22 protein-coding genes are annotated in these 25941 nt (G+C 61.0%); 13 read left to right on the plus strand and 9 right to left on the minus strand.

Going from position 1 to position 25941, the window contains the following annotated elements; translation table 11 throughout:
- Positions 1-1006 precede the first annotated feature (1006 nt).
- From R2N16_RS23810 to R2N16_RS23830, 5 genes are all read right to left on the minus strand, one after another.
- Positions 1007-1273 carry an energy transducer TonB gene (locus R2N16_RS23810; protein ID WP_316669238.1) on the minus strand — a complete coding sequence of 89 codons (267 nt, stop codon included), beginning with the start codon at positions 1271-1273 and terminating at the stop codon, positions 1007-1009.
- 182 nt (positions 1274-1455) lie between these two features.
- On the minus strand, positions 1456-2685 hold the full coding sequence (locus R2N16_RS23815) for a hypothetical protein (protein ID WP_316669240.1): 1230 nt from the start codon (positions 2683-2685) through the stop codon (positions 1456-1458).
- A gap of 770 nt (positions 2686-3455) precedes the next feature.
- A complete protein-coding gene (locus tag R2N16_RS23820) occupies positions 3456-3665 on the minus strand; it encodes a cold-shock protein (RefSeq protein WP_316669242.1) in 210 nt (69 codons plus the stop codon).
- Between the two features lie 40 nt (positions 3666-3705).
- Positions 3706-4242, minus strand: a complete 537-nt coding sequence (locus tag R2N16_RS23825) for a PH domain-containing protein (protein ID WP_316669244.1) — start codon at positions 4240-4242, stop codon at positions 3706-3708.
- A 514-nt stretch (positions 4243-4756) separates the two neighbouring features.
- Entirely contained in the window at positions 4757-5665 is a 909-nt protein-coding gene (locus R2N16_RS23830) for a LysR family transcriptional regulator (protein ID WP_316669246.1), read from the minus strand.
- Between the two features lie 466 nt (positions 5666-6131).
- Here R2N16_RS23830 and R2N16_RS23835 point away from each other — a divergent pair, with 466 nt between their 5' ends.
- From R2N16_RS23835 to R2N16_RS23845, 3 genes are all read left to right on the plus strand, one after another.
- Positions 6132-6605, plus strand: coding sequence for a nucleoside deaminase (locus tag R2N16_RS23835; RefSeq protein ID WP_316669248.1), 474 nt, complete (start codon positions 6132-6134; stop codon positions 6603-6605).
- Positions 6606-6676: 71 nt separating this feature from the next.
- Positions 6677-8020, plus strand: coding sequence for an MFS transporter (locus tag R2N16_RS23840; RefSeq protein WP_316669250.1), 1344 nt, complete (start codon positions 6677-6679; stop codon positions 8018-8020).
- Between the two features lie 175 nt (positions 8021-8195).
- A complete protein-coding gene (locus R2N16_RS23845; protein ID WP_316669252.1) occupies positions 8196-8756 on the plus strand; it encodes a recombinase family protein in 561 nt (186 codons plus the stop codon).
- A gap of 142 nt (positions 8757-8898) precedes the next feature.
- Here R2N16_RS23845 and R2N16_RS23850 read toward each other — a convergent pair whose 3' ends face one another.
- The gene (locus R2N16_RS23850) at positions 8899-9246 is read right to left on the minus strand and encodes an H-NS histone family protein (protein WP_428984162.1); all 348 of its coding nucleotides are present in this window, start codon (positions 9244-9246) and stop codon (positions 8899-8901) included.
- Between the two features lie 523 nt (positions 9247-9769).
- Between R2N16_RS23850 and R2N16_RS23855 the strand changes: the two genes are divergently transcribed.
- Positions 9770-10291, plus strand: coding sequence for a DotU family type IV/VI secretion system protein (locus R2N16_RS23855; RefSeq protein WP_316669307.1), 522 nt, complete (start codon positions 9770-9772; stop codon positions 10289-10291).
- Between the two features lie 147 nt (positions 10292-10438).
- Here the strand turns inward: R2N16_RS23855 and R2N16_RS23860 are convergent, their stop codons facing one another.
- A complete protein-coding gene (locus R2N16_RS23860; RefSeq protein ID WP_316669254.1) occupies positions 10439-13372 on the minus strand; it encodes a Tn3 family transposase in 2934 nt (977 codons plus the stop codon).
- 291 nt (positions 13373-13663) lie between these two features.
- Between R2N16_RS23860 and R2N16_RS23865 the strand changes: the two genes are divergently transcribed.
- The 6 genes from R2N16_RS23865 to R2N16_RS23890 all read left to right on the plus strand — a co-directional run bounded on the left by R2N16_RS23865 (position 13664) and on the right by R2N16_RS23890 (position 20899).
- Positions 13664-13975 (plus strand): hypothetical protein, encoded by a 312-nt coding sequence (locus tag R2N16_RS23865; protein WP_316669256.1) that lies wholly within the window; start codon positions 13664-13666, stop codon positions 13973-13975.
- 103 nt (positions 13976-14078) lie between these two features.
- A complete protein-coding gene (locus tag R2N16_RS23870; RefSeq protein WP_316669308.1) occupies positions 14079-14489 on the plus strand; it encodes a copper resistance protein in 411 nt (136 codons plus the stop codon).
- Positions 14490-14560: 71 nt separating this feature from the next.
- Positions 14561-15868: a TolC family protein gene (locus R2N16_RS23875; RefSeq protein WP_316669258.1), complete on the plus strand. Its 1308-nt coding sequence runs from the start codon at positions 14561-14563 to the stop codon at positions 15866-15868.
- Positions 15865-17397, plus strand: coding sequence for an efflux RND transporter periplasmic adaptor subunit (locus tag R2N16_RS23880; protein WP_316669260.1), 1533 nt, complete (start codon positions 15865-15867; stop codon positions 17395-17397). The genes R2N16_RS23875 and R2N16_RS23880 overlap by 4 nt, the downstream gene beginning before the upstream one ends.
- On the plus strand, positions 17394-20564 hold the full coding sequence (locus R2N16_RS23885; protein ID WP_316669262.1) for an efflux RND transporter permease subunit: 3171 nt from the start codon (positions 17394-17396) through the stop codon (positions 20562-20564). The genes R2N16_RS23880 and R2N16_RS23885 overlap by 4 nt, the downstream gene beginning before the upstream one ends.
- Positions 20561-20899 carry a copper-binding protein gene (locus R2N16_RS23890; protein WP_316669264.1) on the plus strand — a complete coding sequence of 113 codons (339 nt, stop codon included), beginning with the start codon at positions 20561-20563 and terminating at the stop codon, positions 20897-20899. Before R2N16_RS23885 ends, R2N16_RS23890 begins: the two co-directional genes overlap by 4 nt.
- Before the next feature lie 121 nt (positions 20900-21020).
- Here R2N16_RS23890 and R2N16_RS23895 read toward each other — a convergent pair whose 3' ends face one another.
- Complete coding sequence (locus tag R2N16_RS23895) at positions 21021-21155, minus strand: YHYH domain-containing protein (protein ID WP_316669266.1); 135 nt, start codon at positions 21153-21155, stop codon at positions 21021-21023.
- A 169-nt stretch (positions 21156-21324) separates the two neighbouring features.
- Between R2N16_RS23895 and R2N16_RS23900 the strand changes: the two genes are divergently transcribed.
- From R2N16_RS23900 to R2N16_RS23910, 3 genes are read left to right on the plus strand one after another with little or no spacing between them, the layout of a single operon-like run.
- Entirely contained in the window at positions 21325-22383 is a 1059-nt protein-coding gene (locus tag R2N16_RS23900) for a DMT family transporter (RefSeq protein WP_316669310.1), read from the plus strand.
- A gap of 6 nt (positions 22384-22389) precedes the next feature.
- Positions 22390-22722: a hypothetical protein gene (locus tag R2N16_RS23905; protein ID WP_316669268.1), complete on the plus strand. Its 333-nt coding sequence runs from the start codon at positions 22390-22392 to the stop codon at positions 22720-22722.
- A 12-nt stretch (positions 22723-22734) separates the two neighbouring features.
- Positions 22735-23193 carry a site-specific integrase gene (locus R2N16_RS23910; RefSeq protein WP_316669270.1) on the plus strand — a complete coding sequence of 153 codons (459 nt, stop codon included), beginning with the start codon at positions 22735-22737 and terminating at the stop codon, positions 23191-23193.
- A 181-nt stretch (positions 23194-23374) separates the two neighbouring features.
- Here the strand turns inward: R2N16_RS23910 and R2N16_RS23915 are convergent, their stop codons facing one another.
- The gene (locus R2N16_RS23915; RefSeq protein ID WP_316669272.1) at positions 23375-25939 is read right to left on the minus strand and encodes a hypothetical protein; all 2565 of its coding nucleotides are present in this window, start codon (positions 25937-25939) and stop codon (positions 23375-23377) included.
- Positions 25940-25941 lie beyond the last annotated feature (2 nt).

The following is a 25941-nucleotide window of genomic DNA, read 5'->3' on the forward strand; positions in this document are numbered from 1 at the left end:
TGCCAGCATCCGCCAAAACCACCCCCATCCGATAGCGCTTCCCGGCATCACCGTCAACACCAACTGCTACGGTGCTGATCTGGCCCTTACGCGGCGCTGGCCGAGGTTCTCTGCCGGCTGTGGCATTGGGGCCCCGGCATTAGCCCCTGTCGAGCACTACTTCCCCCGAACTTTTCCCCATAGCCCAAAAGGCCAACGGCTATTAGGGTCGACTGCTCCCTGGGTAGGCGTCGCGGAAGAAAGCGCCACTTGCCGCGGCCTCTGTGCACTCCCGCCCGGCTGGGATGCCCCAGCCATGTCTTGTTTCGCGACCTCCTGACCCGCGCGTGCGCCCACGACAACCGCGCCAGCGGAGCCAGGTTGCAGGGCAGCCGCTGTGCCAGTTTGAGGAGCTGCGAACCACGAATTAATTATGGCTTGAGCCTTGTCCCCAAACATTGCGCGAAATGCCTGCTCGCCACCTTCCCAATGAGACCAATCAATGAGCCCAGGCTTCCCGCTCCGGATCTGTTCAATTGCTTCCGCAGCCTTGTTACCGAACGCCCCCCGAAAGCCCTCTACCCCCCCTGGCCACTGAGACCAATCGATTCCGTCATCGCCCGGCATAGCTACCCCCATTTGCATTTCGATACGCTTAAGTTACCCGCACCATCAAACCGATGGCTTACCGAGAACTCTGCGCGAACAGAAACCAGGCCCCACGACCATCAACCTCCCCACCCGTATGGCATCGGCATAGCGATAGAGACGATGGCGACACTCCCACTCCTATCGCGGGACTGTTCAACCTGTTGGTTGGGAAAATCGAATGCCTGACGGCAAGCACCGCGGTCGCAAATCCACACTCAGTGCTACGCAGCAATTCAAGGCGATTGCCCTGCTCAGTACAGTGCCGGCAACGGCTGTGGCAAAACACTCGGATGTCCACCCTCTGCACGCCGCGACGACTGCCAGCCTCTCACACCGCCCAAGTTTCATGGGGCGGCGTGGATTGCCGCTGTAGCGGTCAGTTTGGATCTGGGGGTGCCGGCTCGACCGTATAGGCGACGTCATGCCAGCGGCGCGAAGTCTTTGAGCCAAGCCTAGCGCCGGGATAGCGCGTGCTCCTCAGAGCGGTGAGCGCTTGAGCGTCGAGCGCTGGATCGCCACAACTACGCTTGAGTTCCACGGCCTGCACGCGGCCAGTGTCATCGAGTAGAACCCGCGCAAGAACGCGACGCCCGGCAGGCGTCGAGGCAGTGTTTCGTGCAAGGAGCGTGTCAAGCAGACCCATGATCGGAGGCTTCCAGTTTCTCGGCGGCGTCCAGCTCGCCCATCGGCAAGTCCAGACGCAGCTGCATTCGGACTAGCAGTTATTGACTTTCGGTGTCAGTCCAGATCCGTGTTGACGGCAAACCGATCATGATGCCCACTCCAACATCAATTCCCGCAACACATTCGGCTGCGCCGGGCCCGCTATAGAACAAGGTTACCGGTGGGCGGGAATCGTAGCCGCGCAGGGGCTGAATTCGCGCGGCGTGATGAAGTGGCGTGAGTCCCTACCCTGGCAGTGGCGGGCGCCCCCACCCTGATCTCATGATCGATCCGGTGCACTTCTACGTGATCCTTGCCTACCCAACGGTCGATCGCTTCGTTGCCGATCACGTTGATATAGGCACTGACCCGCTTGCGCGCATCCATCACTCGTTGTGTAAAGAAACCGTCCGCATGTCCGGAACGCGCAGCTGCGGCCATGTTGTCGAGTCGACGGCCGAGCTCGTGCGACAAGGTCGGCAACAGGCATCGCAGCCGATAGGCTGCGGCCAAATGCGGCTCGCTTTGCCGCAAATCGGTACCTTCCGGATAGAGCTGGCTCTGTCGCCGCAGGATTTCCACATAGACATCGCTGCGCGGCACCCCGCCTGGCGGGACATCCACACCGGCCCAGCCCGATTTTGATACATCTGCATCTAAATCGCGTAGGTGTAATCGATTGGCCAGTCCGGTCGCGGTCAGTGCTGGCAATCCCAACACGGCGACAAAAGATTCAGCCTTCAACTGACCACTGAACCCTGAACTATGCGTATTGCCGCCATCAACCACTGCCACCCGGTAGCATTCCGGCCCAGGATTCTTGTCAGTGGGCCTCCAAGCGTAATCCGGATAAAACCCAGCGTTGGCGCCGCGATGATTCAGGAGATCCCAATGCGCGTTGAGCACCCCCGTCGAAATGAGCGCTTCATGGAAAGCTATTCGCATGGATGCGGGTAAACAACTAAACAGCGCAGCCGTCAAATGCTGTTCGGCCCGGTACTGCCGTCGCAAGTCTTTGCGAGTAACGTCGCCGTAGTCGCGAAACTCGTCGCGGGCGGCATGGACTTCATCCTCGAATGGAGTGGCCCCTTTTGTTGCGGCACGTACCGCGGTCATTGCAAATATGCTGTTCCGCAACTCTCCTTGCGCCATCGCGCCTGCCGTCTTCTCCCGGGCAGAGCACTGTTTCTCGAGAGCATCGATGGTGGTACGCAACTGCACCAATTGCCCCTGCCAATCCAGTGCTCGCTCACGACGCTCAGGCGCGACCGTAGCAAGCATCTGAGGTGATGTGGCAAAGGTGCCTAGATCCTGAAAATGGGGGAGCATGTGCGAGGCCAGGCGCGGCGGCAGTGCCTCACGAATAGAACCCACAGGCTCCGGAGTTGGCACGACGTAGTCCACCCGAGGCGCTAGCCCCGCCATTGCGCCAAGGTAACCCGCGAGAAATTCGTCCCCCGCGGCTCTCGGCCCATAGGCAATTTCTTTGCTCCGCACCCGACGCTGTGTTCCCCCTTCCGACACCGATCCCAATGACGCGCAACGCGTCGAGAATCCGCCCGGACCGTTTGGGTCCAGCAAATCGGAGCTATCGAGCGAACTCAGTGACTCCTGGCTGCGAAAGCTACCCAAACTTCGGAGCGTGGATGTAGGCTCTGAGCTTGATCGACCGTTCACTGGCATCTTTGTCTCCACTGGTCCGCGAGATTGGCAATGGGGTTTCGCTATCGAATAGCTGGGATTCAATTCAACGTGCTAGCAGCCGTACGCAGATGCTGCACTTGATGTGCGAAATCTACCCCTCAATGCGACTGCGCACAGGGCGAGCCGTATCCATGGCATAGGCCACGTCATGCCGCCGACGCGACGTTTTCGGCCCGAGTCTCGCGCCGAGGTAGCGCGTACTCCGAAGCGCCGGATTGCCGCAACTGCGCTAAAGCCGCACAGACGGCACGTGGCCGGGTCATCGAGTAGAACGCGTGCAAGTACGCGATGTCTGCTAGGTGTCGATGCCCCATTTCGCACAAGCAGTGCTTCAAGAAGGGGCATGCGGTTACCGATGGAGTCAACCGAGGTTCTCCGGCTCCATCCGAAAGTTCCACACTACACCGGGACCCTGTGCATCACAACGAACGGCGGATGCGGACCTAAGATCGGAGCGGCTACCGCCCCTCTGGTTGAATGCCTGTCGCCTGAAGCCCCTTCGGCCCCTCCTTGATATCGAAAGACACCTTTTGGCCAGTCTTCAGGGTTTTGAATCCCTCGCTACGGATCTCGGAATAGTGCACGAACAAATCCGCGCCGCCTCCGTCCTGCATGATGAAGCCGAAGCCTTTAACGTCACTAAACCACTTCACGATTCCCGTCGCCATTCATCCTTCCCTCATAAAACCACGGCCACACTGCGGCTCGTCACACCCTTCCAAAGTTGATCTCTTGCACGCCGGTGGCACTGCGCAATACGTTCGCATATCGCATCAGCGCCTCGCGCAACCGGTCTGGCTGCGGCATCCCCGGTAATACCCACGCCGGATAGGCAACATCACTGCTTTCGATAATCAAGGTGCCGAAACCTAGCGGCCGCTGCCACCAGACAATTTGCGCCTCAACGTTCTGAATACGAAATAGTTCCAGGCTGATTACCCGCTGGACGCGAATGCCTCCGCGCCACGTTAATCGCTCCTGATCGATTGTGATGCGCGTTGCAGCAAGCTCGGCAAACCTGTATGCAACGGCACCGACTATCCCGGCCAGCGAAACCAGCGGGACCATCCTGACCCAAGGAGAGAAGTTCCACCGGGCGGCAAGCAACACGATGACGGTCAATCCCAACAGGATTGCCGAGCAACTCAGCAGCATCGGCAGGAGCACCAGCCAAGTCGGTGAGCCATCAAACGAGACACACCGGCTCTCTTCCGGCCATCGGATGACATTTCGCTGTGTTTGCATGATTAGCCGGATGAAAAACTGCCCTGGAGAGAAGTCGTCCCGCGATCAGCTGTGGGCTACGGTAACGCGCCTCCCTTTCCGGGCCTTATCACTTTCAGCCGCTTTCGCGGCTGCAGTCCGCTGTACCGACCTTATGACCAAGCGATCATAGGACGGCCTCGCATACGGCAGCCTTGCTCGTGCGCTCGCTACTGGAATAGGTATCGGACGCGTCCTCAACTAGCGCGTCGTGATGTCACCCCCAGGGAATCACGCTGGAAAGTTCAGTCGATCGGCTTAAGAGCAGCGAACCAGCTTTTTTCGGTGTCACCTGGACTGTGGTGGTTGGTGCCGCATGGAGACGATGGGCTGACGGCTATACGGTTTACATACGAGCGACACCACAGCAATCACCCTGACACGGCAACCGGATTTACTGAAGCCTTATAGGACGTTCTCAACGGCCCTTCGCCTGCGTGGCGCACGCGAGACGGAAAACCCGCGACCAATACGTCGTGCGCCCAATGGCTATCAGCTACGCAGTGAACTCCGTCGTTGGCATTGCTTCACGCAGCGTTTCGAGGAAGAGATCAACGACAGCCGATTTTTTTGCGGTACGCGCGGTAACGACGGAGACGTACGGCTGTTCGATCAGTGGTCCCTCTAGAGGGACAAACCTGAATTCGCCAGCCTCATGTTCCATTGCGACGTCAAACCATGTTAAGAACGAGATACCAAGGCCCGCGCGCACGAGCGACTTGATTGCCACAATGCGATTGCACGTCGCGGCGATTTGAAAGCGGCCGAGAGACTCCAATGCTGCACGAACTGCAGAATGGGCGATAAGTCCCTCATCAGGAAGAACGACTGGGTCACTAACGCACTCTTCCAGCCGCACTGATTTGCGATGCGCCAGCCGGTGCCCAGAGGGGAGTACGACGCCGATAGGGTTATGAACCGTCCATTCTGTTCGCCCCGGTGCCGACTTGGGAAGGTTGATGACCAAGCCAATATCGGCAGCGCCATTGGCTATCGATTCCAACACAGTCTTCGCATTACCCACGTTCAGTTGAAGTTGCACCCCTTGAACGCGACGTTGCACTTCTGCGACCGCACTCGGTACCAAGTCGTACGAAGCCACCTCCACGCAGGCAATTCGCAATACCTGCAATTGGAGCCCTGAGAGGCTTCTTAATGCGTCAGCCAATTGCTCACTCTCTCGCTCCCAGCGCTGAGCATATGTCAGCACGATTTGCCCCGCAGCAGTGAGCTGTAAGCCGTTCACAGTCCGGTCGAAGAGAGGCGTGCCAATTTCATGTTCGAGCTGTTGCACAGCCCGACTTACAGCTGACGGCGCGACGTGCAGTGCTAGAGAAGCAGCGCGGACTGACTTGGTGCGCCCGACCTGTTCAAAGTAGTGAAGCGCTCTACGGAGAGATCTCATCGTGTTGCTTTTTATAGTACAGATGGGTGCAATTATAGCAATTGACGGCAACAACTCGGGTTCCTAGACTCAGCACATAAAAGTCAAATGTATTTGACTGTTGCGCAAAGAAGAACGTATGGGGCGGGGACCCACAATGACACGGCAAATTAGCGCCTCGACAGTAATAGCCACGGCAATAAATATGGCACGCGCGTCTCCAGTGATGGACAGCGCAATTGCCGCAGGCGACACCCGGGCGGCTCGGTCACTACGACCTTGGCAATGCGCTGTGGGACACGGTTCTAGCGTCGACCTAGATCGACTTGGCGATCGAAGCGGCGGAAGAATCGACTACATGCCTGGACTTCCATCACTCTCCGACTAATGAGGGTCGCACGTGAATACCATCAATTCTTGCGGCAGCGGCTAGCAGCATCAGGCGCATAGCCCCCTCTTTTGCCAGCTTTCCTTAAAGGAACCAATTTTGGAACACAGCGAATTCATGGAGCGCGCTATAGCGCTAGCGCAACAGGGAGCAGAAGGCGGTCATGGTGGCCCTTTTGGTTGCGTTGTTGTAAAAGACGGCGAGATCGTTGGCGAAGGATTCAATCAGGTGCTTTCGGCGGGGGATCCTACCGCGCATGGAGAAATGGTTGCCTTGCGGCAAGCCGCAATGACTTTGGGTACCCATGATTTGAGTGACTGCGTTGTCTACAACATATCGGTTCCTTGCCCAATGTGCTTCTCGGCGATGTATTGGGGGAGAGTGAAGGCGGTGTATTACTGCTGCACACCTGCAGATGCAAAAGACATTGGCTTTGATAATACCAAGATTGCAAAGGAAATTTGCCTCCCCTTGCATGACCGGTCGCTCCCTTTGATTGAGATCCCTTCTCTATATCCGACCGCGCGCGCGGTATATGACGAGTGGTTCAAGAGCACGGGAAAGCTGTACTGAAGCCTATAATTGCTCTCGAAATCTTCAAGCTCCTTAGCGCATGTCGCTGCCAATTCAATAGGATCCCAATAATGCTGAATTCGAAAGCAGTAGGGCAACAATCCCGGGGAACGGAGTTGCTTTCGTCAAGAGTGGGAGGCAAACGTTGGATATTGATGTGCCCGTCCCTTTTTCTCTTCTGGGCAGTCGCAAATATTGACAAGGTCGGCATATCCGCTATCGCGGCGAATGATCAATTTTTGCAAGAAATGGGGATTTCTGGGCAGGCAACCGAGATCGGGAAACTGATGACAGCGTTCACGCTGTCCTATGGTTTATCTAGTGTGATATGGGGCTATCTTGTAGATCGAGTCGGCCCCCGCAGAACGGCGATGCTCGGCATCTACCTCTGGGGGCTGAGCCTCGTGATCGGAGGTTTTGCCAGCCATTACGATCAGGTTTTGCTGTCCCGCCTAATTTTAGGCTTGGGCGAAGGGATGCTTTTTCCCGTTACAAATAAATATATATCTGAATGGTTTCACCCAAAGGAGCTAGGAAAGGCCCAGGCTTCTTGGATATATGGCGCCTACGCTGGTCCAGCGCTTGGCTTGCCTCTGGTGATATGGATTAGTGGCGAATTTTGCTGGCAAATTTCATTCTTCGTTCTGGCGGGTGTTGCATTGATGGCAAATCTCCCGCTTATCTATTTCATCACGCGCGATACCCCCGCCTTGCATCCATCCGTATCCGAGGCCGAAGTAAATTATATCCAAGAAAACAGACATATTTACACCGATGGAGTAAAGAGTGCGAATTTCCACAAAGATCCTAAATACTGGTCGATTAATGCGGCCTTCTTGATGGCGGCGGCCCTGTTTTACGGTATCACGTTCTGGATGCCAACCTACCTACAGAAATCACATGGATTCTCGGCAAAAGAGATTAAATCCGCCCTCCCCCTGTCCTGGATATTTGCTGTATTTTCCGTCTCCGTTGTCGCATTTCTTGCCGACCGCACGAAACGACCTGCGCTAATCGCGATAATTATATTTTTGATCTGTGGCGTCGCACTAATTGCCGTCCCGATGCAGAACGAAAGAGGCGCAGTCACCGCGCTGCTGGCCCTGGCACTGGGGTGCACTGCGAGTGAGCTTCTTTTGAGTCAGCTAATGCTTGTTAATCTCGCAGCCTCAAAGGCTACCGGCAAGGCGGCTGGTGTGATGGGGCTCCTGAATCTGCTGGGTGGGTTCGTAACCACTTTCATGGGATTTATTGTCGACAAAACAGGAGGAAATTTCAACGCCGCGTTTCTATGCCTCGCATCTGCACCATTTCTTGGCTCGCTGGCATACGTTTGCTTGGCACGACATGAGGGTGCGCAACTACTGGAACGCAAAGCTCAGGCAATGTCCAGCGAGCAGCCCTTGGCTTTGTAGCGAATGCTCTCTGTGATCTTGATTCATCGCAGCACATTACTCGCATTCGGAGGTATTGAAAGGGTTGAAATTATTCGAACTAGTTTTATTAATAATAATATCCCACCCAAAGGATGGCGTCATCGGTTTTTTTCTAAAAGCAAAGCAGATTTAAAAACGGGGGAGCGTTAAACAAATGATCATAGGATATGCGCGCGTTTCAACTGATGAGCAGAATCTTGATCTTCAATTGCAAGCCTTGGGAGCTTATGGGTGCGACACTATTTACTCGGATCAAGGCTTTTCCGGTGCGCGGTTTGATAGGCCCGGCCTTCGTGATACGTTAGATGCCCTGCATTCCGGTGACACGTTGGTCGTATGGAAACTGGATCGAATGGGGCGTTCCCTGGGTAACCTAGTAGTTGTTATGTCCGAATTGGAGAAAAAGGACATTCGCGTAGTGTCGCTGACGGAATGCATCGACACCGTGTCACCCGCGGGACGATTTAGCTTCCACATGATCGCGGCACTCGCGGAGTTTGAGCGCGCGCTCATCAGCGAGCGTACGCGAGCTGGCATTGCAGCGGCGCGTGAGCGCGGCCGCAAAATTGGGCGGCCTGTGGCATTGTCCGCACTACAACAACAAGAGGTAAAGTCTTTGCGTGGAGTTGTACCAGAAGCCCAGCTTGCGCAAACTTACAACGTTCATGTTCGCACGTTGCAGCGCCACCTGGCCAAGACAAAGCACGCAGGGTGAGGTGTTCTGAGCAAACGGGCGTCAATCGAAGATTGACGCCCGACCAGCCACTCGTGCAGCCCTCTCCGAGGTCGAATGGGTCTCGGAGAGAATGACTCGATCTCGTCCGCAAGCCGAACTCGTAACGCAAACTCCAGGGACGTTATCCGATCCGGAAATGCTCGGCACTCTGTCCAGCGTTAACTGCTCGCTGTAGCCAGTCGGGCATATCGCCCTCGCCATCCCAGCTCCGACCGTCAGCACTGCGGTATTGTGCCGCGCGCCCCGGCTCCTTGTCGGCAGCCCCACGACTGCGAACTTCGAAGCAACCTGCTGCGATGAGATCGGCCAATGTCAATCCATGCTGGGCCATCTGTTTGCGTACCCAAAGCACTGCTTCAGCCTGCGCGCGCAGGCGTTCGACAGAATCGGCTTCCACAAAGGGATTATCTCGTTGCCTTGAGCGGGCCATTGGCGTAGGTGCTGTGACATGCTTTTTCGAATCCAGCATACTGACTCTCTGCAAGCAGGATGGACAGAGGGTGATAACTCTCGCAACTCTATTACACACAATCACAACGCCGACTGACAATCGAACACCGCAAGAGCTAAATGAATAATAGCCTTCTCTGGCTGGTCAGGCGACCAACCAACTGCCGGATTGCGCTCATTAGCATCTCTCGCGTGTCGTCCAGCCGAGTGCTCGGACAGACAAGCTAGGGCTCTCTTGCCGCCAGCGCGGGCATGTGAGAGATATATGCGCCGAGGACTGAGCTAGTCGGAACTCTCAGGCGGCTTATAGCTCGGCAGCGCCCACGATGGTGTGCCGCGCCATTTGCGATAGACACCCTCCAGACGTTCTCAGCGATATCCCTCAAAATCGTGCGCATACATGCAACCATACGGATCCTCGCCTTCGATCACAGGAATCTGTGCCAAGAACATCCACGCGCGAAATTCAGCGCGAAAGGGTTGCGGGATATCAATGAGGCGCACGTACTGCGTCCGATCCGTGCTTATCGAGGGAACCGTCCATTGCCACGTTCGCTCGCTCACTGGAGCAAGCCGGCTTCTCCCCTGCCACAAAACAAGAGGTGGTTCAGGCTGTGAGCTGCTTGATTCATGAGGTCGTTGCTCGCCAATTGCCCCCGTCGGCAACGCATCTTTGGGACATCTACCCGCTTGAGACGTCAGTGCAAGCAAGCGTGTTGAATTCAAGGGATATCGTTGAACGCATACGCGAGCGCATGGACGAGGAGCAACCCGATTTGCTTCTCCTCGAATGCTATGCGGCGGTACTGCGCATCGGGTTCGGTCAGCAACGGGCACATGGCCAGACCACTAGATTCAATACGCTCGCAAAATCACTGAACGTCCTGCTTGCCAAGCTTCGCGCCGAAACCGCCCGCACCGAACGCGCAGTTGCTGGCGCTGACGCTTGGACCGTGTGGCTAAACGAGATGCCCGCTTGGATGCCGCTCGGCGTATTTGGTACGGGAGCGCTGTGCTTGTACCGATGCGGCTATCTGCTGCTGACTGCAGGAATGGTCAACTGAACGTATACGTCTGAATTGCGTGACCGGCCCGTCCTTGGGCTCCTTTGAGGAGATGCACGAAATCGCGGACCTCTGCAATTGCTTCATCAAGGTAACCCTGCGCGATTCGCTGACCGACAGCTATTGGGAAGCTAGCCGGAGCGGTTCTCAGGTGCCGCTCGCGCGCCGCCTTGGTGCCGTCTCGATCAACGCATCCTGGTAGAGGTGGATCGGGAAGCTCAGGATGCCCCGGAAGTTCACATGTGCGAAGTGCGCAGGCCCCATGCGGCGCAGCCAGTCATCTTCGATCCGTTGTCCTTTGCGCCGCCACGTATCCACCGTCGCCTGCATGTGCTCGGTATTCCAGGCAATCACCAGATTCGTCAGCAGCGTGAGCGCCCCGGAAATTGCGATCATCTCGTCCTGGCGGCGGCCGCGCTCGTGTTGGACCTTGCTCATATAGATCGCCCGCTGGAGCTGGTGCACGGATTCGCCCCGATTGAGCAGCGTGCGCAACTCCCGACGAAACTCGATGTTGCTGAAAAAGTCGCACAGGAACAGCGTGCGCAGCAATTTGCCAAGGTGATCCGCCGCCCGGTGAGTCGGGTCTCCCTGAGCCGCGCTGCCGAATCGCTGCAGCGCCACGACCGCGCTCACGCGCCCCGAGTGGATGGACGCGACCAAGCGCAGCAGGCTATCCCAGCCGTCACGGATCGCCTTGAGTGAAATCTCGTGCGACACGGCAGCCGACAATCCCTCCGCCACCGACAGGCCGCGCGGCAGGTACAGTTTGCGCTCCGACAGGTTGCGCAGCCAGGGGCAGAGGTCAAAGCCAAGCAGCTTGGCCACCGCCATCCCCACATTCGTGTAACCATGGGTGTCGACAGCAAGCCGCAGCAGCCCGCCATCAGCGCGCGTCTCGTTGTGGCGCATCACACCTTCGATCGCCACACCGGTTTGACGCTCGTTGAGCACCATCGGCTGGTTGTAAACTATGCCGTGCTGATCCAGCACGTGCGTATAAATGCCGACGGCGTGCGTGCGTCGGCGGGGATCGGCGCGAGCATAGAACAAGTGTGGAGAAGTATCCAGACTCATGGAATCACTGGAGGCGAGCTGGCCGGTGCCCCATAGGTCGGTGATCGCGTGCCTGCGCTGGAACTCCACCACGCGTTCGTTGGCGCGGCGCAGCCGGCCGGGCATTTCCAGGGCGCGCATCGCCGTGGAGACGTGGGCAGGATCCAACTGCGGGATCATGGCCGCGACGCCTTTGGCGTCGAGTTCGGTGCCGTGCGCGATCAGGGCCGCGTAGAGGGAGATAAGCTCGTGAGCATCCCGCGCCTTGCGCGCCAGCAGCACTTCGCTGAAATTGGTACGCGCATCCATCTCCAGGATCATGTAGGCAAACTGCGTGCTACCGATGTCCTTGAAAAGCAGATCTCGGGTGCGTTGCGGCGTGGTATCGGTGGTCTGTGCTTCCAGTGGCGACAAATGCAGGACGCCGTCCGCGTCAATCGTGAAATGGCCAGCCTCACGGGCCTCGTCCAGCGCCGCAAGACCCGCCTTCAAATGCTCGGTCAGGCGATCAAGGTAGAGGCTCGCTTGGTTCGGCAGACCGAGCGAAGACAGATGCCGGTCCCGATCGACCTCCCACTGTACCGGCGGAATCAGCAACTGGTCTCGTTCTCGAAACGACAGGCTATGGTTGATCCACACCGTGCCGCGGCGCAGTCCCTTGCGCAAGCTCATCACTGCGGAGGCCTCCAAGGCACGCAGCGCACGCTGGCGATCCTCACCATCGACCAGCTCGCGCCAACTGGCGCTCACCGACACAGTGCAGTCAGGCGGCAATTCCGTCATGCCCTGGTCGTGCAAACCGCCAATGAGGTCGAGTTGGCGCATGGCCGGATCGTTACCGTGACTGGCAAATTCCAACGCCCGCAAGGGTGTCAGGAGATTGCGGAGTCGGTGGTGGTCCTCGGTGAGCGTTTCGCGCACGCTCGCGGCGTGACTTGCCGGCGGCCGACTGGACAGACCCTCAAGCAGCTTGCCGATGTCGGCCAGCCGCTCCTCGGCCGAGCGGCGGGTATCGTCCACCAGGGCCTTGATCTCCACCAGTTGCTGCCGGTACTCGACCGCCGAGCGGGCTTGTTTCGTTGTGGTCTTGTTGTAAGCCTGCCGGACCAGGTCTGAGATACGGCGCCCACTTTGGTAGACCATTGCGTCCGTCAACTCCAGCAAGGTGATACGCAGGAAGAACACCAGTTCGAGCGTGCGCGTCGACGCTTTGAGTTCGCGGACTTTGGCGGGACGGCGGGCCTGGATACGTTGGCCGTAGGCCCGCTGTTTCTCGATAGGGACCGCGTCAAATGTCCAGGTATGCGCGCCCAGGCCCTTCAAAAAGCTGATCTTGGCCAGCGTCTCGGTCATAGTCGACGGGCTGTGGCGCGCAGGTGGGGTCTTGAGCCATTCCAGCACCGTCGTTCCCGATATGGCGTGCTGGGCCAACACCGCAGCCTCGGCCCGCAGGATCTGCTCGGGCAAGACCACCACATCGATCATGGCCAGCAAATCCCGCTCGATACCAGCCCATATGGTGCGGGCAAGATCCCGCAGCGCTCGCGTCGACGGGATCAAAATGCGCCGTTCGTAGAGCCAGTAGTGGGCGTGCTGAAGCAGTTCCTCAATGGTCAGCGATTCGGCGGCGTCCTGGCGCATCCAGGTTTCGAGGCCGGTCCACTGATCTCCATCGAGCCGCGACAGGCCAAGATATTCGCAAGCCCAGATCTGGTGGTCATACAGGGTCTTGTAACGCTGATAAATCGTGCGCAACGAAGCGATGGTCGGGGACACCGTACCAAGCTTTTCGCCCACGTAGCGCAGCAATTGCCGTGGAAGCGTGTTGAGCTGGTCGAGGGTGCGGCCGCTTGCGCGCAGAAAAACCAGTTGGATGGCAGCCCCAGCGCGCCCGTCACGCCGGAATTTCTCATTGATCACAGCAACGTCGCTGTCGGTTAACGCGAAATAATTCTCGACATCGAACTCCGACAGGCGCGTTGGCAGAGAATCCTTTCCCACATAGCGAAATTCCAAGCCCGGCATCTTCTGCCCCCGTCAAGGTGGCGCGATCCGAAATCGCGGGCGAACATCGTACCCCCGAAGTCACTTGAGGGCAGCAGACAATTGTCGGAAATGACAGGGAACCCTTATGAACAGGGGCTTTGGGGGGAAAGCGCCAGATTTTGCATAAAAAGTACGATTACCCCGTCGTGCCCATGCCCGCTGAGCGACCACCGCAACGTCTGCGCGGCTAGCGCGAACTCCCGCCAGCCATGTCGTGAGGCATGCATATCCAGTGCTTCCGACGGGAAATCCCGTCCGAACTCGAATGTCGTGGGCGGCACCCGCGCCGATCGAAAGCGCAAGTATGGCGCTGCCCCGCACCCCATGGAGTTACACCATGAAGATTTCATTGCGCTCGCCGCCGGCTTGGCGGCCTTGCTGTCATCCGTGGCCACCTTTGCCGGCCCTGACTGGTATCTCATTGAGAAGGCCCGCGCCGCCAAACTGGCGCAGGTTCGCGCAGAACAAGCCCAAAAGGCTGGTGACCCCGCCGCCATGATGCAGATGTGCCAAAGCATGATGCCGGCCTGCGCGGAGATGATGGGGCAGTCGTGCGCCGGGATGATGTCGGCGCCCAACTAAGCCACCGGAGCCCCAGCCGCGCTTGGCACCCGGTTACCGCAGCCGGGTGCCATTTCCGGCAAGACGCTGCTACCATTTCGTCACCTACAAGACTCAACAAAACGTGCGCGCGCTATCGCGCCGGCTCTGGCTGGCCTGCTTCCTCGCTCTGACTTTTCTGACCGTGCAACTGGCCGCGGCTGCCTACGCTTGCGCGGGTGAGCGGTTCGCCGTGGGTCAGGCCGTTGAAATGCACGAGATGGGCGACATGTCGGAGTCCTGTCCAGAGATGGCGCAGAGCCCCTCGAAGGACACCGGGCAACACGATGGCCTCTGCCTAGAGCATTGCCAGGCAAGCCACAAGAGCGCCGATCACGTGGCGCCGCAGATTCCGACCTTCCTGCCGGTCCTTGTTCGCATGGTCGAGCCGACCCCGGTGGCCATTGCGGTACCCCAGGCCTTGGCCCTAGGCGATGCTGTTGCGCGCGCACCGCCACCACCGCTCTCCATCCTCCACTGCTGTTTTCGAACGTAGCCTCCGAAGCAATGCGTCTCTTGTGCTTTGCTGCTTAAGCGGCAAAGCGTTCGTTGCTTTCCGGAGGTTTTATGCATTTGCGTTTTCGCCCGCGCGGTGGGCGTCTGCTTGCGCTCGTCGCCGTGCTGGCCGTCGGCAGCCGGTTGGCGTTCGGCCAGCCTGCCGGTGAGGTCCTCTCATTGCAGGAGACAGTCGGCTTGGCGTCGGCCCGCTCCGCCGACGCGGAAACTTCCCGCGCGTACGTCCAGGCAGCCAGCGAGATGGCCGTTGCCGCTGGCCAGTTGCCCGATCCCGTCCTCAGGCTGGGTGTCAACAACGTCCCACTCAACAAGTCCGCTCAGTTCTCGCTCACCCGGGATTTCATGACGATGCGCTCGATCAGTGTGATGCAGGAATTCACGCGATCGGACAAACGCCGAGCGAAGGCAGCACGCTTCGAGGCAGAGGCTACGGCCGTAGAGGCGCAGCGCGCCGCTGCGCTGGCCAATGTCCAGCGCAGCGCTGTGGCCGCCTGGCTGGACCGCTGGTATGCCGAGCAGACCGACGCTCTGTTGGGGCACCACGGGCAGCCGCTCGAACTGGCCCGCCAAGCAGCGATGGCTGCCTATCGAAGCGGACGGGGCACACGTGCTGATGTGCTGGCCGCAGACATGGAAGTCCAGAAACTGCGTGACCGCCAGGATGCGAACCGTGCCGCGATCGAGATGGCCATGGTGAACCTGGAACGCTGGATCGGGCCGGCAGCCCGCCGGCCGCTGGGTGACCACCCGCCATTGGAGGTGCCTCAGTCTGCACAACGTCTCGCGGCGGACGCGTTCGACTCCGTGCCGGAAGTCGTGGCGGCCCAACGTGATGTGGCGCTGGCAGAAACGGAAATCCGTGCTGCAGCTCAAGCCAAGAAACCGGACGTGACGGTCGAGCTGATGTATAGCCAGCGTGGCTCCGCGTACTCCAACATGGGCTCGCTGAATGTCAGCTTCCCTGTGCCGTGGGACCAAGCCAATCGCCAGGACCGCGAAGTGGCCGCCAAGCTGGCGCAGGCGCAGGAAGCCCGCGCCAAGTCGGAAATCCTCCGGCGCAACACCCAGGCGATGGTCGCGGGCAAGCTGGCGGAACTGCGGCGCAACCTGGAGCGCCTCAAGCGCTACGACGAAACAACGCTGCCGTTGGCCAGCGCCCAGGCGGATGCGGCCCTGACTGCGTATCGGGCCAACACGGGGACGCTCTCGGCTGTCGCCGAAGCCAACCACCGCGCGATCGACGCTACACAAGAGCGCCTGGCGCTGGAAGCCAAGACGGCCAAGTTGTGGGCCGATCTGGCTTTTCTGGTGCCAATGCCTACCGCGCAAACCGAAACGGCAACGGGGAGCCTCCAATGAAGAAGAATATCATCGGCACCACTGCAGTTGCTCTGCTGATCGGTGCGGCAGCTTATGGTGGCTACCGTATCGGCATGCAGCGCGGCGCGCAGTCCATGCCGACCATCAGTTCCACGTCAGGTACGACGGGCCTCAAAGCCGGCGACGTCGATCCCAAGACCGGCAAGAGGGTGCTGTACTGGCACGATCCCATGGTGCCCGGGCAGCGTTTCGATAAGCCGGGCAAATCCCCCTTCATGGACATGCAACTGGTGCCCGTCTATGCCGAAGGGGACGGAGGCAGCGGCATCACGGTCGATAGCCGTGTCGCGCAAAACCTGGGCATCCGCATGACCGAGGTCAAGGCTGGCCGGTTGAGCGCGGTACTGGAGGCGCCAGGCAATATCGCCATCGACGAGCGCAGCGTGCAAGTGATCCAGGCGCGCACGAACGCCTTCGTCCAGCACGTCGCGGTCAGGGCGACCCTCGATCCCGTACGAAGGGGGCAGGCACTGGTGACGCTGTATTCGCCGGATTGGGTGGCGGCCCAGGAAGAGTATCTGGCCGTGTTGCACCAGTCGGCACACGGTCAGGCCGATCTCGCTGATGCGGCCAAGGCGCGCATGCTGCAAGCCGGCATGGCGCCGGGTCAGGTCAGCGCGGTCAAGGCATCCGGACGGCTGCAGCCCAGTGTAGGTATTGCAAGCCCAATCGATGGCATCGTGACCGAGGTCGCGGTGCGGGACGGGATGACGGTCTCCCCCGGCATGACGCTGTTCCGCTTGGCCGACTTGAGCCAGGTCTGGGTGGTTGCCGAGGTGCCGGAAGGCCAGGCTCGCACCATTTCGCCGGGCCTGGCGGTCAAGGTGCTGCCGACCGGGGCAGCCGAGCCCCTGGTCGGCAAGGTCGACACTGTGTTGCCCGACGTCAACCCGGCGACGCGGACCATCAAGGTGCGCATCATCCTGCCCAACAAGGGCCGGCACCTGTTGCCGGGCATGTTTGCTACGGTCCGCTTTGACAGCGGTGAGCAGCAGGATGTGTTGACCCTCCCGTTGGAGGCCGTCATCCGTACCGGTCAGCGCAGCATTGTCATGGTCGATGGTGGCCAGGCGGGCTTTATGGCCACCGAGATCAAGACCGGGCGCGAGGCCGAGGGTATGGTCGAAGTCCTCGCTGGTCTCAAGGCTGGCCAGAAAGTGGTCACCTCCGGCCAGTTCTTGATCGATTCGGAAGCTAGCCTGCGTGGCACCACCGAGCGCATGGCTGCCCCGGCTGCGGCCTCCACGCCCGCAGCGGCCACCACCGAGCACGAAGGCATCGGCCGCATCGAGGCCGTCACCGGTGAAGGTCTGACGATCTCGCACGGCCCGATTCCCTCGATCCAGTGGGGTGCCATGACGATGGACTTCGCGGCGCCACCAACAGGTGTGCCGAAGGGCTTCAAGCCAGGCGACCGGGTGCGGTTCCGCTTCCACCTGGACAAGGACGGCATGGCGGTTCTGTCCTCGGTGGAACCGGCCGGCGGTGGCACGGGAGGCAAGCCATGATCGCCTGGCTGATTCTGGCGTCCATCCGCAACCGCTTCCTGATCCTGCTGGCGACGCTGATGCTGACCGCGTGGGGATTGTGGGCGGCGCGCAGCACGCCGCTCGATGCCTTGCCCGACCTGTCGGACGTGCAGGTCATCATTCGTACCCCGTTCCCCGGCCAGGCGCCGCAGATCGTCGAGAACCAGGTCACCTATCCGCTGACCACCACCATGCTGTCGGTACCCGGTGCCAAGACGGTGCGAGGCTACTCGTTCTTTGGGGACTCCTTCGTCTACATGCTGTTCGAGGACGGCACCGACCTGTACTGGGCGCGTTCGCGCGTGCTGGAATACCTGAACCAGGTGCAATCCCGCCTGCCTGCCGCCGCCAAGCCTGCGCTGGGCCCCGACGCTACCGGCGTGGGCTGGATCTACGAGTACGCACTGGTGGACAAGACCGGCCAGCATGACCTCAGTCAATTGCGCGCACTGCAGGACTGGTTCCTGCGCTTCGAGCTCAAATCGCTGCCTAATGTGGCCGAGGTGGCATCGCTTGGCGGGATGGTCAAGCAGTTCCAGGTCGTCCTGATGCCGGACCGGTTACGCGCCTACAACCTGTCCCAAGCCAAGGTGCTGGCGGCGCTCAAGGGCGCCAACCAGGAGACCGGCGGCTCGGTGCTGGAACTGGGCGAGGCGGAGTACATGGTTCGCGCAAGCGGCTACCTGAAGACGCTCGATGACTTCCGCCAGATTCCACTGACGACAAGCGATGCAGGCATCGCCGTTCGCCTGGGCGATGTTGCGACCGTCCAGCTCGGGCCAGAGATGCGCCGCGGTATTGCTGATCTCGATGGCCAGGGTGAAGTCGCCGGCGGCGTCATCGTGATGCGCTCCGGCAAGAACGCATTAGAAACCATCGAAGCCGTCAAGGCCAAGCTCGCCACGCTGCAGAAGAGCCTGCCTGCCGGTGTCGAGATCGTGCCGACCTACGACCGTTCCGCGCTGATCAACCGAGCGGTGGAGAACCTGACGCACAAGCTGATCGAGGAGTTCATCGTCGTCGCGCTCGTGTGCCTGGTGTTCCTGTTCCACTTGCGCTCGGCGCTGGTGGCGATCGTGTCGCTGCCGCTGGGCGTGCTGGCCGCATTTCTGGTGATGCGCTACCAGGGCGTCAATGCCAACATTATGTCTTTGGGCGGCATCGCTATCGCCGTTGGCGCGATGGTCGATGCAGCCGTGGTCATGATCGAGAACGCGCACAAGCATCTGGAACACTGGCATGCAGACAATCCTGGCCGAGACCTGACCGGGCACGAGCGCTGGAGCGTGATCGGCGAGTCGGCGGCGGAAGTGGGCCCGGCGCTGTTCTTCTCGCTGCTGATCATCACGCTGTCGTTTATCCCCGTGTTCACACTGGAGGCGCAGGAAGGCCGGCTATTCTCGCCGCTGGCCTTCACCAAGACGTATTCGATGGCAGCGGCGGCCGGCCTGTCGGTCACGCTGGTGCCAGTGCTGATGGGCTACCTGATCCGGGGGCGAATTCCCACGGAGCAGTCCAACCCGCTCAGCCGCTGGCTGATACGCCTCTATCAGCCAATGCTTGCCAAGGTACTCGCCTACCCCAAAGCCACCGTGGCCATCGCAGCCGTCCTGCTGATCGCGACCGCCTGGCCGATGATGCGGATCGGCGGCGAGTTCATGCCACCGCTGGATGAGGGCGACCTGTTGTACATGCCGTCGGCACTGCCGGGGCTCTCCGCTGGCAAGGCGGCGCAGCTCCTGCAGCAAACCGACCGCCTCATCAAAACCGTACCCGAGGTTGCCAGCGTGTTCGGCAAGGCCGGCCGCGCCGACACGGCCACCGATCCGGCGCCCATCGAGATGTTCGAGACCACCATTCAGTTCAAGCCGCGCGACCAATGGCGCGCCGGCATGACCACCGACAAGCTGGTGGAGGAATTGGACCGCGTGGTCAAGGTGCCGGGCCTGTCCAACATCTGGGTGCCGCCGATCCGCAACCGCATCGACATGCTCGCCACCGGCATCAAGAGCCCGGTCGGCATCAAAGTGGCGGGCACGGACCTGAAGGAGATCGACCGGCTGACCACGCAGATCGAGGCGGCGGTCAAGACCGTGCCCGGCGTCACGTCAGCGCTGGCCGAACGTCTGTCCGGCGGGCGCTACATCGATGTCGACATCGACCGGGTGGCCGCCGGGCGGTATGGCCTCAATATCGAAGATGTCCAGAGCATCGTGTCGTCGGCGGTGGGCGGGGATAACGTGGGGGAAGTGGTCGATGGCTTGGCCCGGTTCCCGGTCAATGTGCGTTACCCGCGCGACTACCGCGACTCGGTCGAGCAACTGCGCAGCCTGCCGATCGTCACCGACCGCGGCCAGCAGATCACGCTGGCCGACGTGGCCCGCATCCAGGTGGTACAGGGCCCACCGATGCTGCGCAGCGAGAACGCCCGGCTGTCGGGCTGGGTGTACGTGGACATCCGGGGGCGCGATTTGCGCTCAGCCGTGCAGGACATGCAGGCGGCGGTGGCCAAGGCGGTGCCGATGCCGGCAGGCTACGCGCTGAGCTGGTCGGGCCAGTTCGAGTACCTGGAGCGTGCTAGCGCCAAGCTGAAGGTGGTCGTGCCATTCACCTTGCTGATCATCTTCGTGCTGCTGTACCTCGTATTTGGCCGCATCGACGAGGCGCTGCTCATCATGGGCACGCTGCCGCTGGCGCTGATCGGCGGCTTCTGGCTGCTCTATCTGCTGGGCTACAACCTGTCCGTGGCCGGAATCGTCGGCTTCATTGCGCTGGCGGGCGTGGCGGCCGAATTCGGCGTGATCATGTTGCTCTACCTCAAACAGGCGTGGACGGAGCGGCAGGAGGCCGGCCGCAACACAACCGAGGCGCTGCTGGAAGCCATTCAGGAAGGTGCTGTCCTGCGCGTGCGTCCGAAGGCCATGACGGTCGCCGTCATTCTGGCCGGCCTGATTCCGATCATGTGGACACATGGCACCGGGTCCGAGATCATGCAGCGCATTGCCGCCCCGATGGTTGGCGGCATGGTCACTGCACCCTTGCTGTCCCTGTTTGTCGTGCCGGCGGTATATCTGCTGATCCGCCGGCGCCAGACGGGACCATCACCGCTTTCCACCAACCCCTCACTTCAAGAGGAATCCACGTGAACCACATCAAGACTTTCACAATCGTGCTTGCGCTCGCTGCGGCACCGGCGGCATTTTCTGCCGGGTCCATGGACGGCATGGACATGAAGCCGGCTGGCCAGGCCAAGCAGGCGCCCAAGCCCGTGGCGGCCCAGATCCGCAAGATCGATATCGATTCCGGGCAGGTGACGCTCAGGCATGGTGCCATCGATAACCTAGGCATGGGCGCCATGACGATGTCCTTTACCGTGAAAGACAAGGCGTCGCTGAAGAACTTCAAGGAAGGGGATGCGGTGTTGGCGACGTTTGACATGGTCGATGGCAAGCCGACCGTGGTGGAGATGCGCCACCGATAACCGCGCGGTGCCCGGCTACCGGCCACGCTGGCTAAGGCTGCCAAGAACGTATTGAACGCGCAGGCTGCAGTGCGCAAGCCGCCGCCGGCCGAGTGGCACCGGGAGGCGCCTTTGCGCGCTCTCAGTGGCAGTGACGAATACCGGTCTTGTGAGCGATATGGCAGCCTTGCGCGTCGGTGCCTCCGCTATGCGCGCTGGCCGTGCTCCAGACTGCGAGCACAGCCACCGCGATCGCGGCCATCGTCAGTGTCTTCATACCTTGTCTCCCTTGAGGTATCCCGGCGCGCGTGCCGGTGGTGCCACCGTAGGCATCGCAGATGGCCGACCAATCCCTCACTTCGGGGCGTGGCGGCTGCCCGAAGATTTGCCCGGGCCAGCGTCGACGCGCGACAATAAAACTTGTTCTCCCACTCCGCTTCGTCGATATGTCCGTTCGCTCTGCCGCCCCGGCCCTCGCGGCCGCGCTGCTGTTTGGCGCTAGCACGCCCTTGGCCAAGACCTTGACTGGCGAGATCTCATCGATATTGCTTGCTGGCTTGCTCTACCTGGGCAGCGGGCTCGGCCTGGCAGCGGTGCTCCTGGTTCGGCGGCTGACCAGCAAGCCCGGCGAGGCAGTACCGTTTGCCCCGGCAATCCCCCGCCGCGAGATCCCTTGGCTCCTCGGGGCGATTCTCGCCGGTGGTGTGGCGGGGCCGGCACTCCTGATGACGGGGTTGACGCAAACGGGAGCTGCGTCCGCGTCGCTATTGCTCAACGTCGAAGGCGTGTTCACCGCACTGATTGCATGGATCGTGTTCAAGGAGAACGCCGACCGGCAGATCGTGCTGGGGATGGTCGCTATCGTGGCGGGCGGCGTGCTGCTGTCGTGGCAGCCGGATGCGGCCAGTTTATCGCCAAGCGCGTTGTTGATCGTCGCAGCCTGCGCTTGCTGGGCGATCGACAACAACCTGACGCACAATGTCTCGTCCAACGATGCGGTGCTGATCGCCTGCCTGAAAGGGCTGGTGGCCGGTGTCTGCAATACCGGTTTTGCGCTGGTCGCTGGGAGCCGGCTGCCCGAAGTCGTATCGCTCGCGTCGGCCATGTTGATTGGCTTCGCGGGCTACGGCGTTAGCCTGACGCTGTTCGTCATCGCACTGCGGCATCTCGGAACCGCGCGCACTGGCGCGTATTTCTCGGTGGCGCCGTTGTTCGGCGTGGTGATTGCCTTACTCATCTGGCCGGAAATCCCCGGAGCGTTGTTCTGGATCGCTGCGGCGCTAATGGCGCTTGGCGTCTGGCTGCATTTGCGCGAGCGGCACGAACACGAGCATGTGCATGAGCCGATGGAGCACACGCACACGCATCGACACGACGAACACCATCAACACGAGCACGATTTCCCGTGGGATGGCAAGCAGCCTCATGTGCACGCCCACCGGCACGAGGCACTGCTCCACAAACATCCGCATTACCCGGATATCCACCACCGCCACACACACTAGGTTGCGATGTCGGACGTCGACCACTATCTCGAAGCCGCCACTCGTGACCACACGCGACGCAGCTATCAGTCTGCCATCCGCCATTTCGAGCGGGAATGGGGAGGCTTCCTGCCGGCCAGCGCCGACAACATTGCGCAGTATTTGGCCGAACACGCGCAGACGCTTTCCATCGACACGCTGCGCCAACGGTTGGCTGCAATCGCGCAATGGCACATCTCGCAGGGCTTTCCGGACCCCACCCGAGCGCCACATGTCCGCAAGGTACTGAAGGGCATCCAGGCGCTACACCCGTCCCAGGAGCGACGCGCCAAGCCGCTGCAGCTCGCCCAATTGGAATAGTTGGTAGCGTGGTTGGATACGCAAGCTTCGGCCGCCTCGGCTGCGGGAAACGTCCACCAACTACAGGTTCATGCCCGCAACAAGGCGCTGATGCTGATCGGCTTCTGGCGGGGTTTCCGCTCCGACGAACTGAGTCGGCTGCAGATCGAGCACATCAAGGTCGAGGCTGGCCGGGGCATGACAATCTTCTTGCCGCGCACCAAGACGGACCGCAACCACGTGGGCACCACCCACAAAGCGCCGCCCTTATCGCGCTTGTGTACGGTCGCCGCCTATGAGGCTTGGCTGAGCGCATCCGGATTGGCCGGCGGCCCCGTGTTCCGACGGATCGATCGCTGGGGACGGACGGCCGACGACGGGCTGCGGGCCAGCAGCATCGTGCCGTTGCTGCGTTCGCTGTTTCGTGACGCGAGTCTGGCGCAGGCGGATAGCTACAGCAGCCACTCGCTGCGGCGCGGCTTCGCCACCTGAGCCAATGGGAACCAGTGGGATCTCAAAACGCTGATGGAGTACGTCGGCTGGAAAGACGCGCGCTCGGCTATGCGCTACATCGACGCGGCCGACCCGTTCGCACAGCACCGCATTGAAACGGCGCTGTCGATCGCGCCACCAGCGATGCCAGCACCGCCACACCACAAATTGCGGCCGCGCATCAGAGCAGGGCTGCGGCCTGCTTGATGGGACAGCCGAACGCGGCGCCGACCCACTCCACTACCTGCTCCAGGGCGTAGCCGAGCGCTACCATCGCTTGCTGTACCTCGGCGGCCGCCGCGCCCAGCCCCTTCAGCAGGTTGACCAGCGCCGCTTCGACCTGCCCGAACTGGTTCTTCAGTATCCGCGCCACCGCCTGCAGGTCGTTCAGCAGCTTGTGCCATTGCTGCTTGGCCCAGGCCAGGAAGGCGTCCAGCGTGTGCAGGGCGTCCTGCAGCAGCGATGCCGCCTCGTCCTTGATGGTCTCCTGCACCTGGTTGGCGATGTCCTCGAGCCTGGTGACCACGCCGTTGACGTTGACGCTCAGTATCGTGTACGGGTTGGTGCTGCTGCCCAGCGTCAGCTTCAGGCCCAACAGGTCGAAATCGAAGTAGCCGGCGACTGTCAGCTGCTTGGTCGACGCCGCCACGCTCAGCCCGGCGGCGAGACCGAAGTCCGGGAGTGTGAAGGCGGGCACCACTGTGACGCCCCATAACTTGATGTCGCCAAACTGGACGTTATTCCAGCCGAAATCGAAGGAAAACGCGGCGCTCATCTGGTAAGCCGACGGGTCGAACATGAACCGGATGCTGTCCCCGCTCCATGTGCCGCAACCGCCAGCCGGGTTGCGGTTCTGCACTGCGTAGTCGATCTCGAACCGATGGCCGTTGGTGACCAGCGCATACAAGTGCTCGGTCACCACGTCGAGGAAGCACAGGTACAGCGAAGCGTACAAACGCACCGGCTCGCCGCCGTTCACTCCTGGCACCACGATGCCGGTCGGCGTCGCCGCGATCGCGAAGGCCGGACCTTGCTTCGAGGGTTGGCCGGACGCCGGATCCCAGCCGGACAGGTGGAACACCGATCCCCAGACCACCGGCTGCCGAACGTCGATGGAGCCCGAAAAGCCGGCTTCAGGCCTGGCCTTTTCCTCGAGGGTCACCGAGACCTGCACGTCGGCCTGTTGCAGCAGGGTCAATTGCGCCTGCAGGCCGAAGCCGGGAGGGAACGGTCCCAGCGTGCCAATCTTCTGCAAGCTGGCGCCTTCGACGAACCAGGCGTCGAATTGCACGACACTGACCAGGTCGTCGATGCATGCCACCACGTCGGCGATCTCGGGCTCGCCCGCTTGCCTGAACGCCTGTGGCGAAAAATCCAGCGCGAAGGCGGCGTCCAGCACGTTCGACAGCGTCATCGGCGCCTGGTCGGCCTTGGTCCAGATCGCGATGCCGTTCGGGACTTCGAAGTCGGCCACTTCGATCTCGAACCCTACTTCGAACTCGTACTGCGGCGACGTCGGATTGCTGAGCTTGATGTCGCCGCCGAAGTCGAGCGTGACGCCGGCCGCCATGGCGCCGATCTTGACCCCGGCTTCCAGTTCTTCGATCAGTACCGTCGACAGGCCGAACGGCTGGTTCCAATTCTGTATCGTCAGGGTCAGCGCCAGGTCGCCCTCGGAAGGGACGATCTGGCCGGACAGGCCCAGATCGAGCGTGGTGTTGGCGTCGGGGCAGAACTGGCCGGCGGCGATGGCCGTGATGGTGGCGTTCGCCTGATTGCCGGAGCCGGAGAGGTCCCAGTCCAGCTCGAAGCCGTCGAACCGGAACACGCCGTTGTTCTTGGCGCTGAAGCCATCGTTCAATACCGCCTTCAGCGCGACCGCGCCGTTCGCGCTGGCATACGAGGCGAACAGGTCGAGCTGGCTGACATCTCCCAGGAACTGCGCGACCGCGGCCAGCTTGTCCTTCAGTTGCAGGGAGGTAAAGAACAGCACGCCCGGAATGGTGTCGAAGTCGGCCTTCAAGGCCGGCACGGCATCCGCGCTCAGCAGGCCGAGCGTAGCCAGGCTGCCCGATTTTCCCGGCAGCGTGGACACCACCAGCCCGGAGTTGTCGAAGGTGAGCACCGACAGGGGCGCCCACAGGCTGCCCGGCGACCATGCCTGCGCCACGACCCCGAACAGCACGCCGGTGGCTTCCGGGGTGTGCTGTACGCTCAGGGCCGCGTTCAGAAAGTCCCGGTGGTTGTAGAGCATGCTGCCCTGCCCATTGAACATGATCGACAGGTCGGGCCCCACCACCAGGTCGAGTTTGCCGTTGGCAAATTGCATCTGGTTGGCCGGTGACCACGCCAGCAGCCGTGGCCACAGCAGCTGCAACTGCCACTGCAGGGTTGCGCCCATGTCGGCCACCAGCTCCAGCTTGACCCCGCCGTCGACGGGGCTGAAGCTCAGCACCACCTGGGCATCAAGGTACTGGGTGCTGGTCAGGGTCACGGTGGCGCCGTCCGCCGTGGCCTGTAGCTCCAGGTCGGCCTGGCCAGTCTCGGCCTGGAGCGTCAGTTGCCGGGTCGCAGGGTCTACCTGCAGCGTCGCGTACTGGCCCAGTTGCAGGCAGATGCCATTTAGGTAATCGTTGAGCACTGTCTGGATCGGACCCGGGAACTGATCCTTCGCCAGTTGCAAGACCTTTTTCCCGGCGCCCGACTGCAGCAGCCCATGGAGCGTCGAAAAAATGCTGTTGCTCATGG

Origin of the sequence: Ralstonia psammae (assembly GCF_958405935.1) — a bacterium.
Taxonomy (GTDB): domain Bacteria; phylum Pseudomonadota; class Gammaproteobacteria; order Burkholderiales; family Burkholderiaceae; genus Ralstonia; species Ralstonia psammae.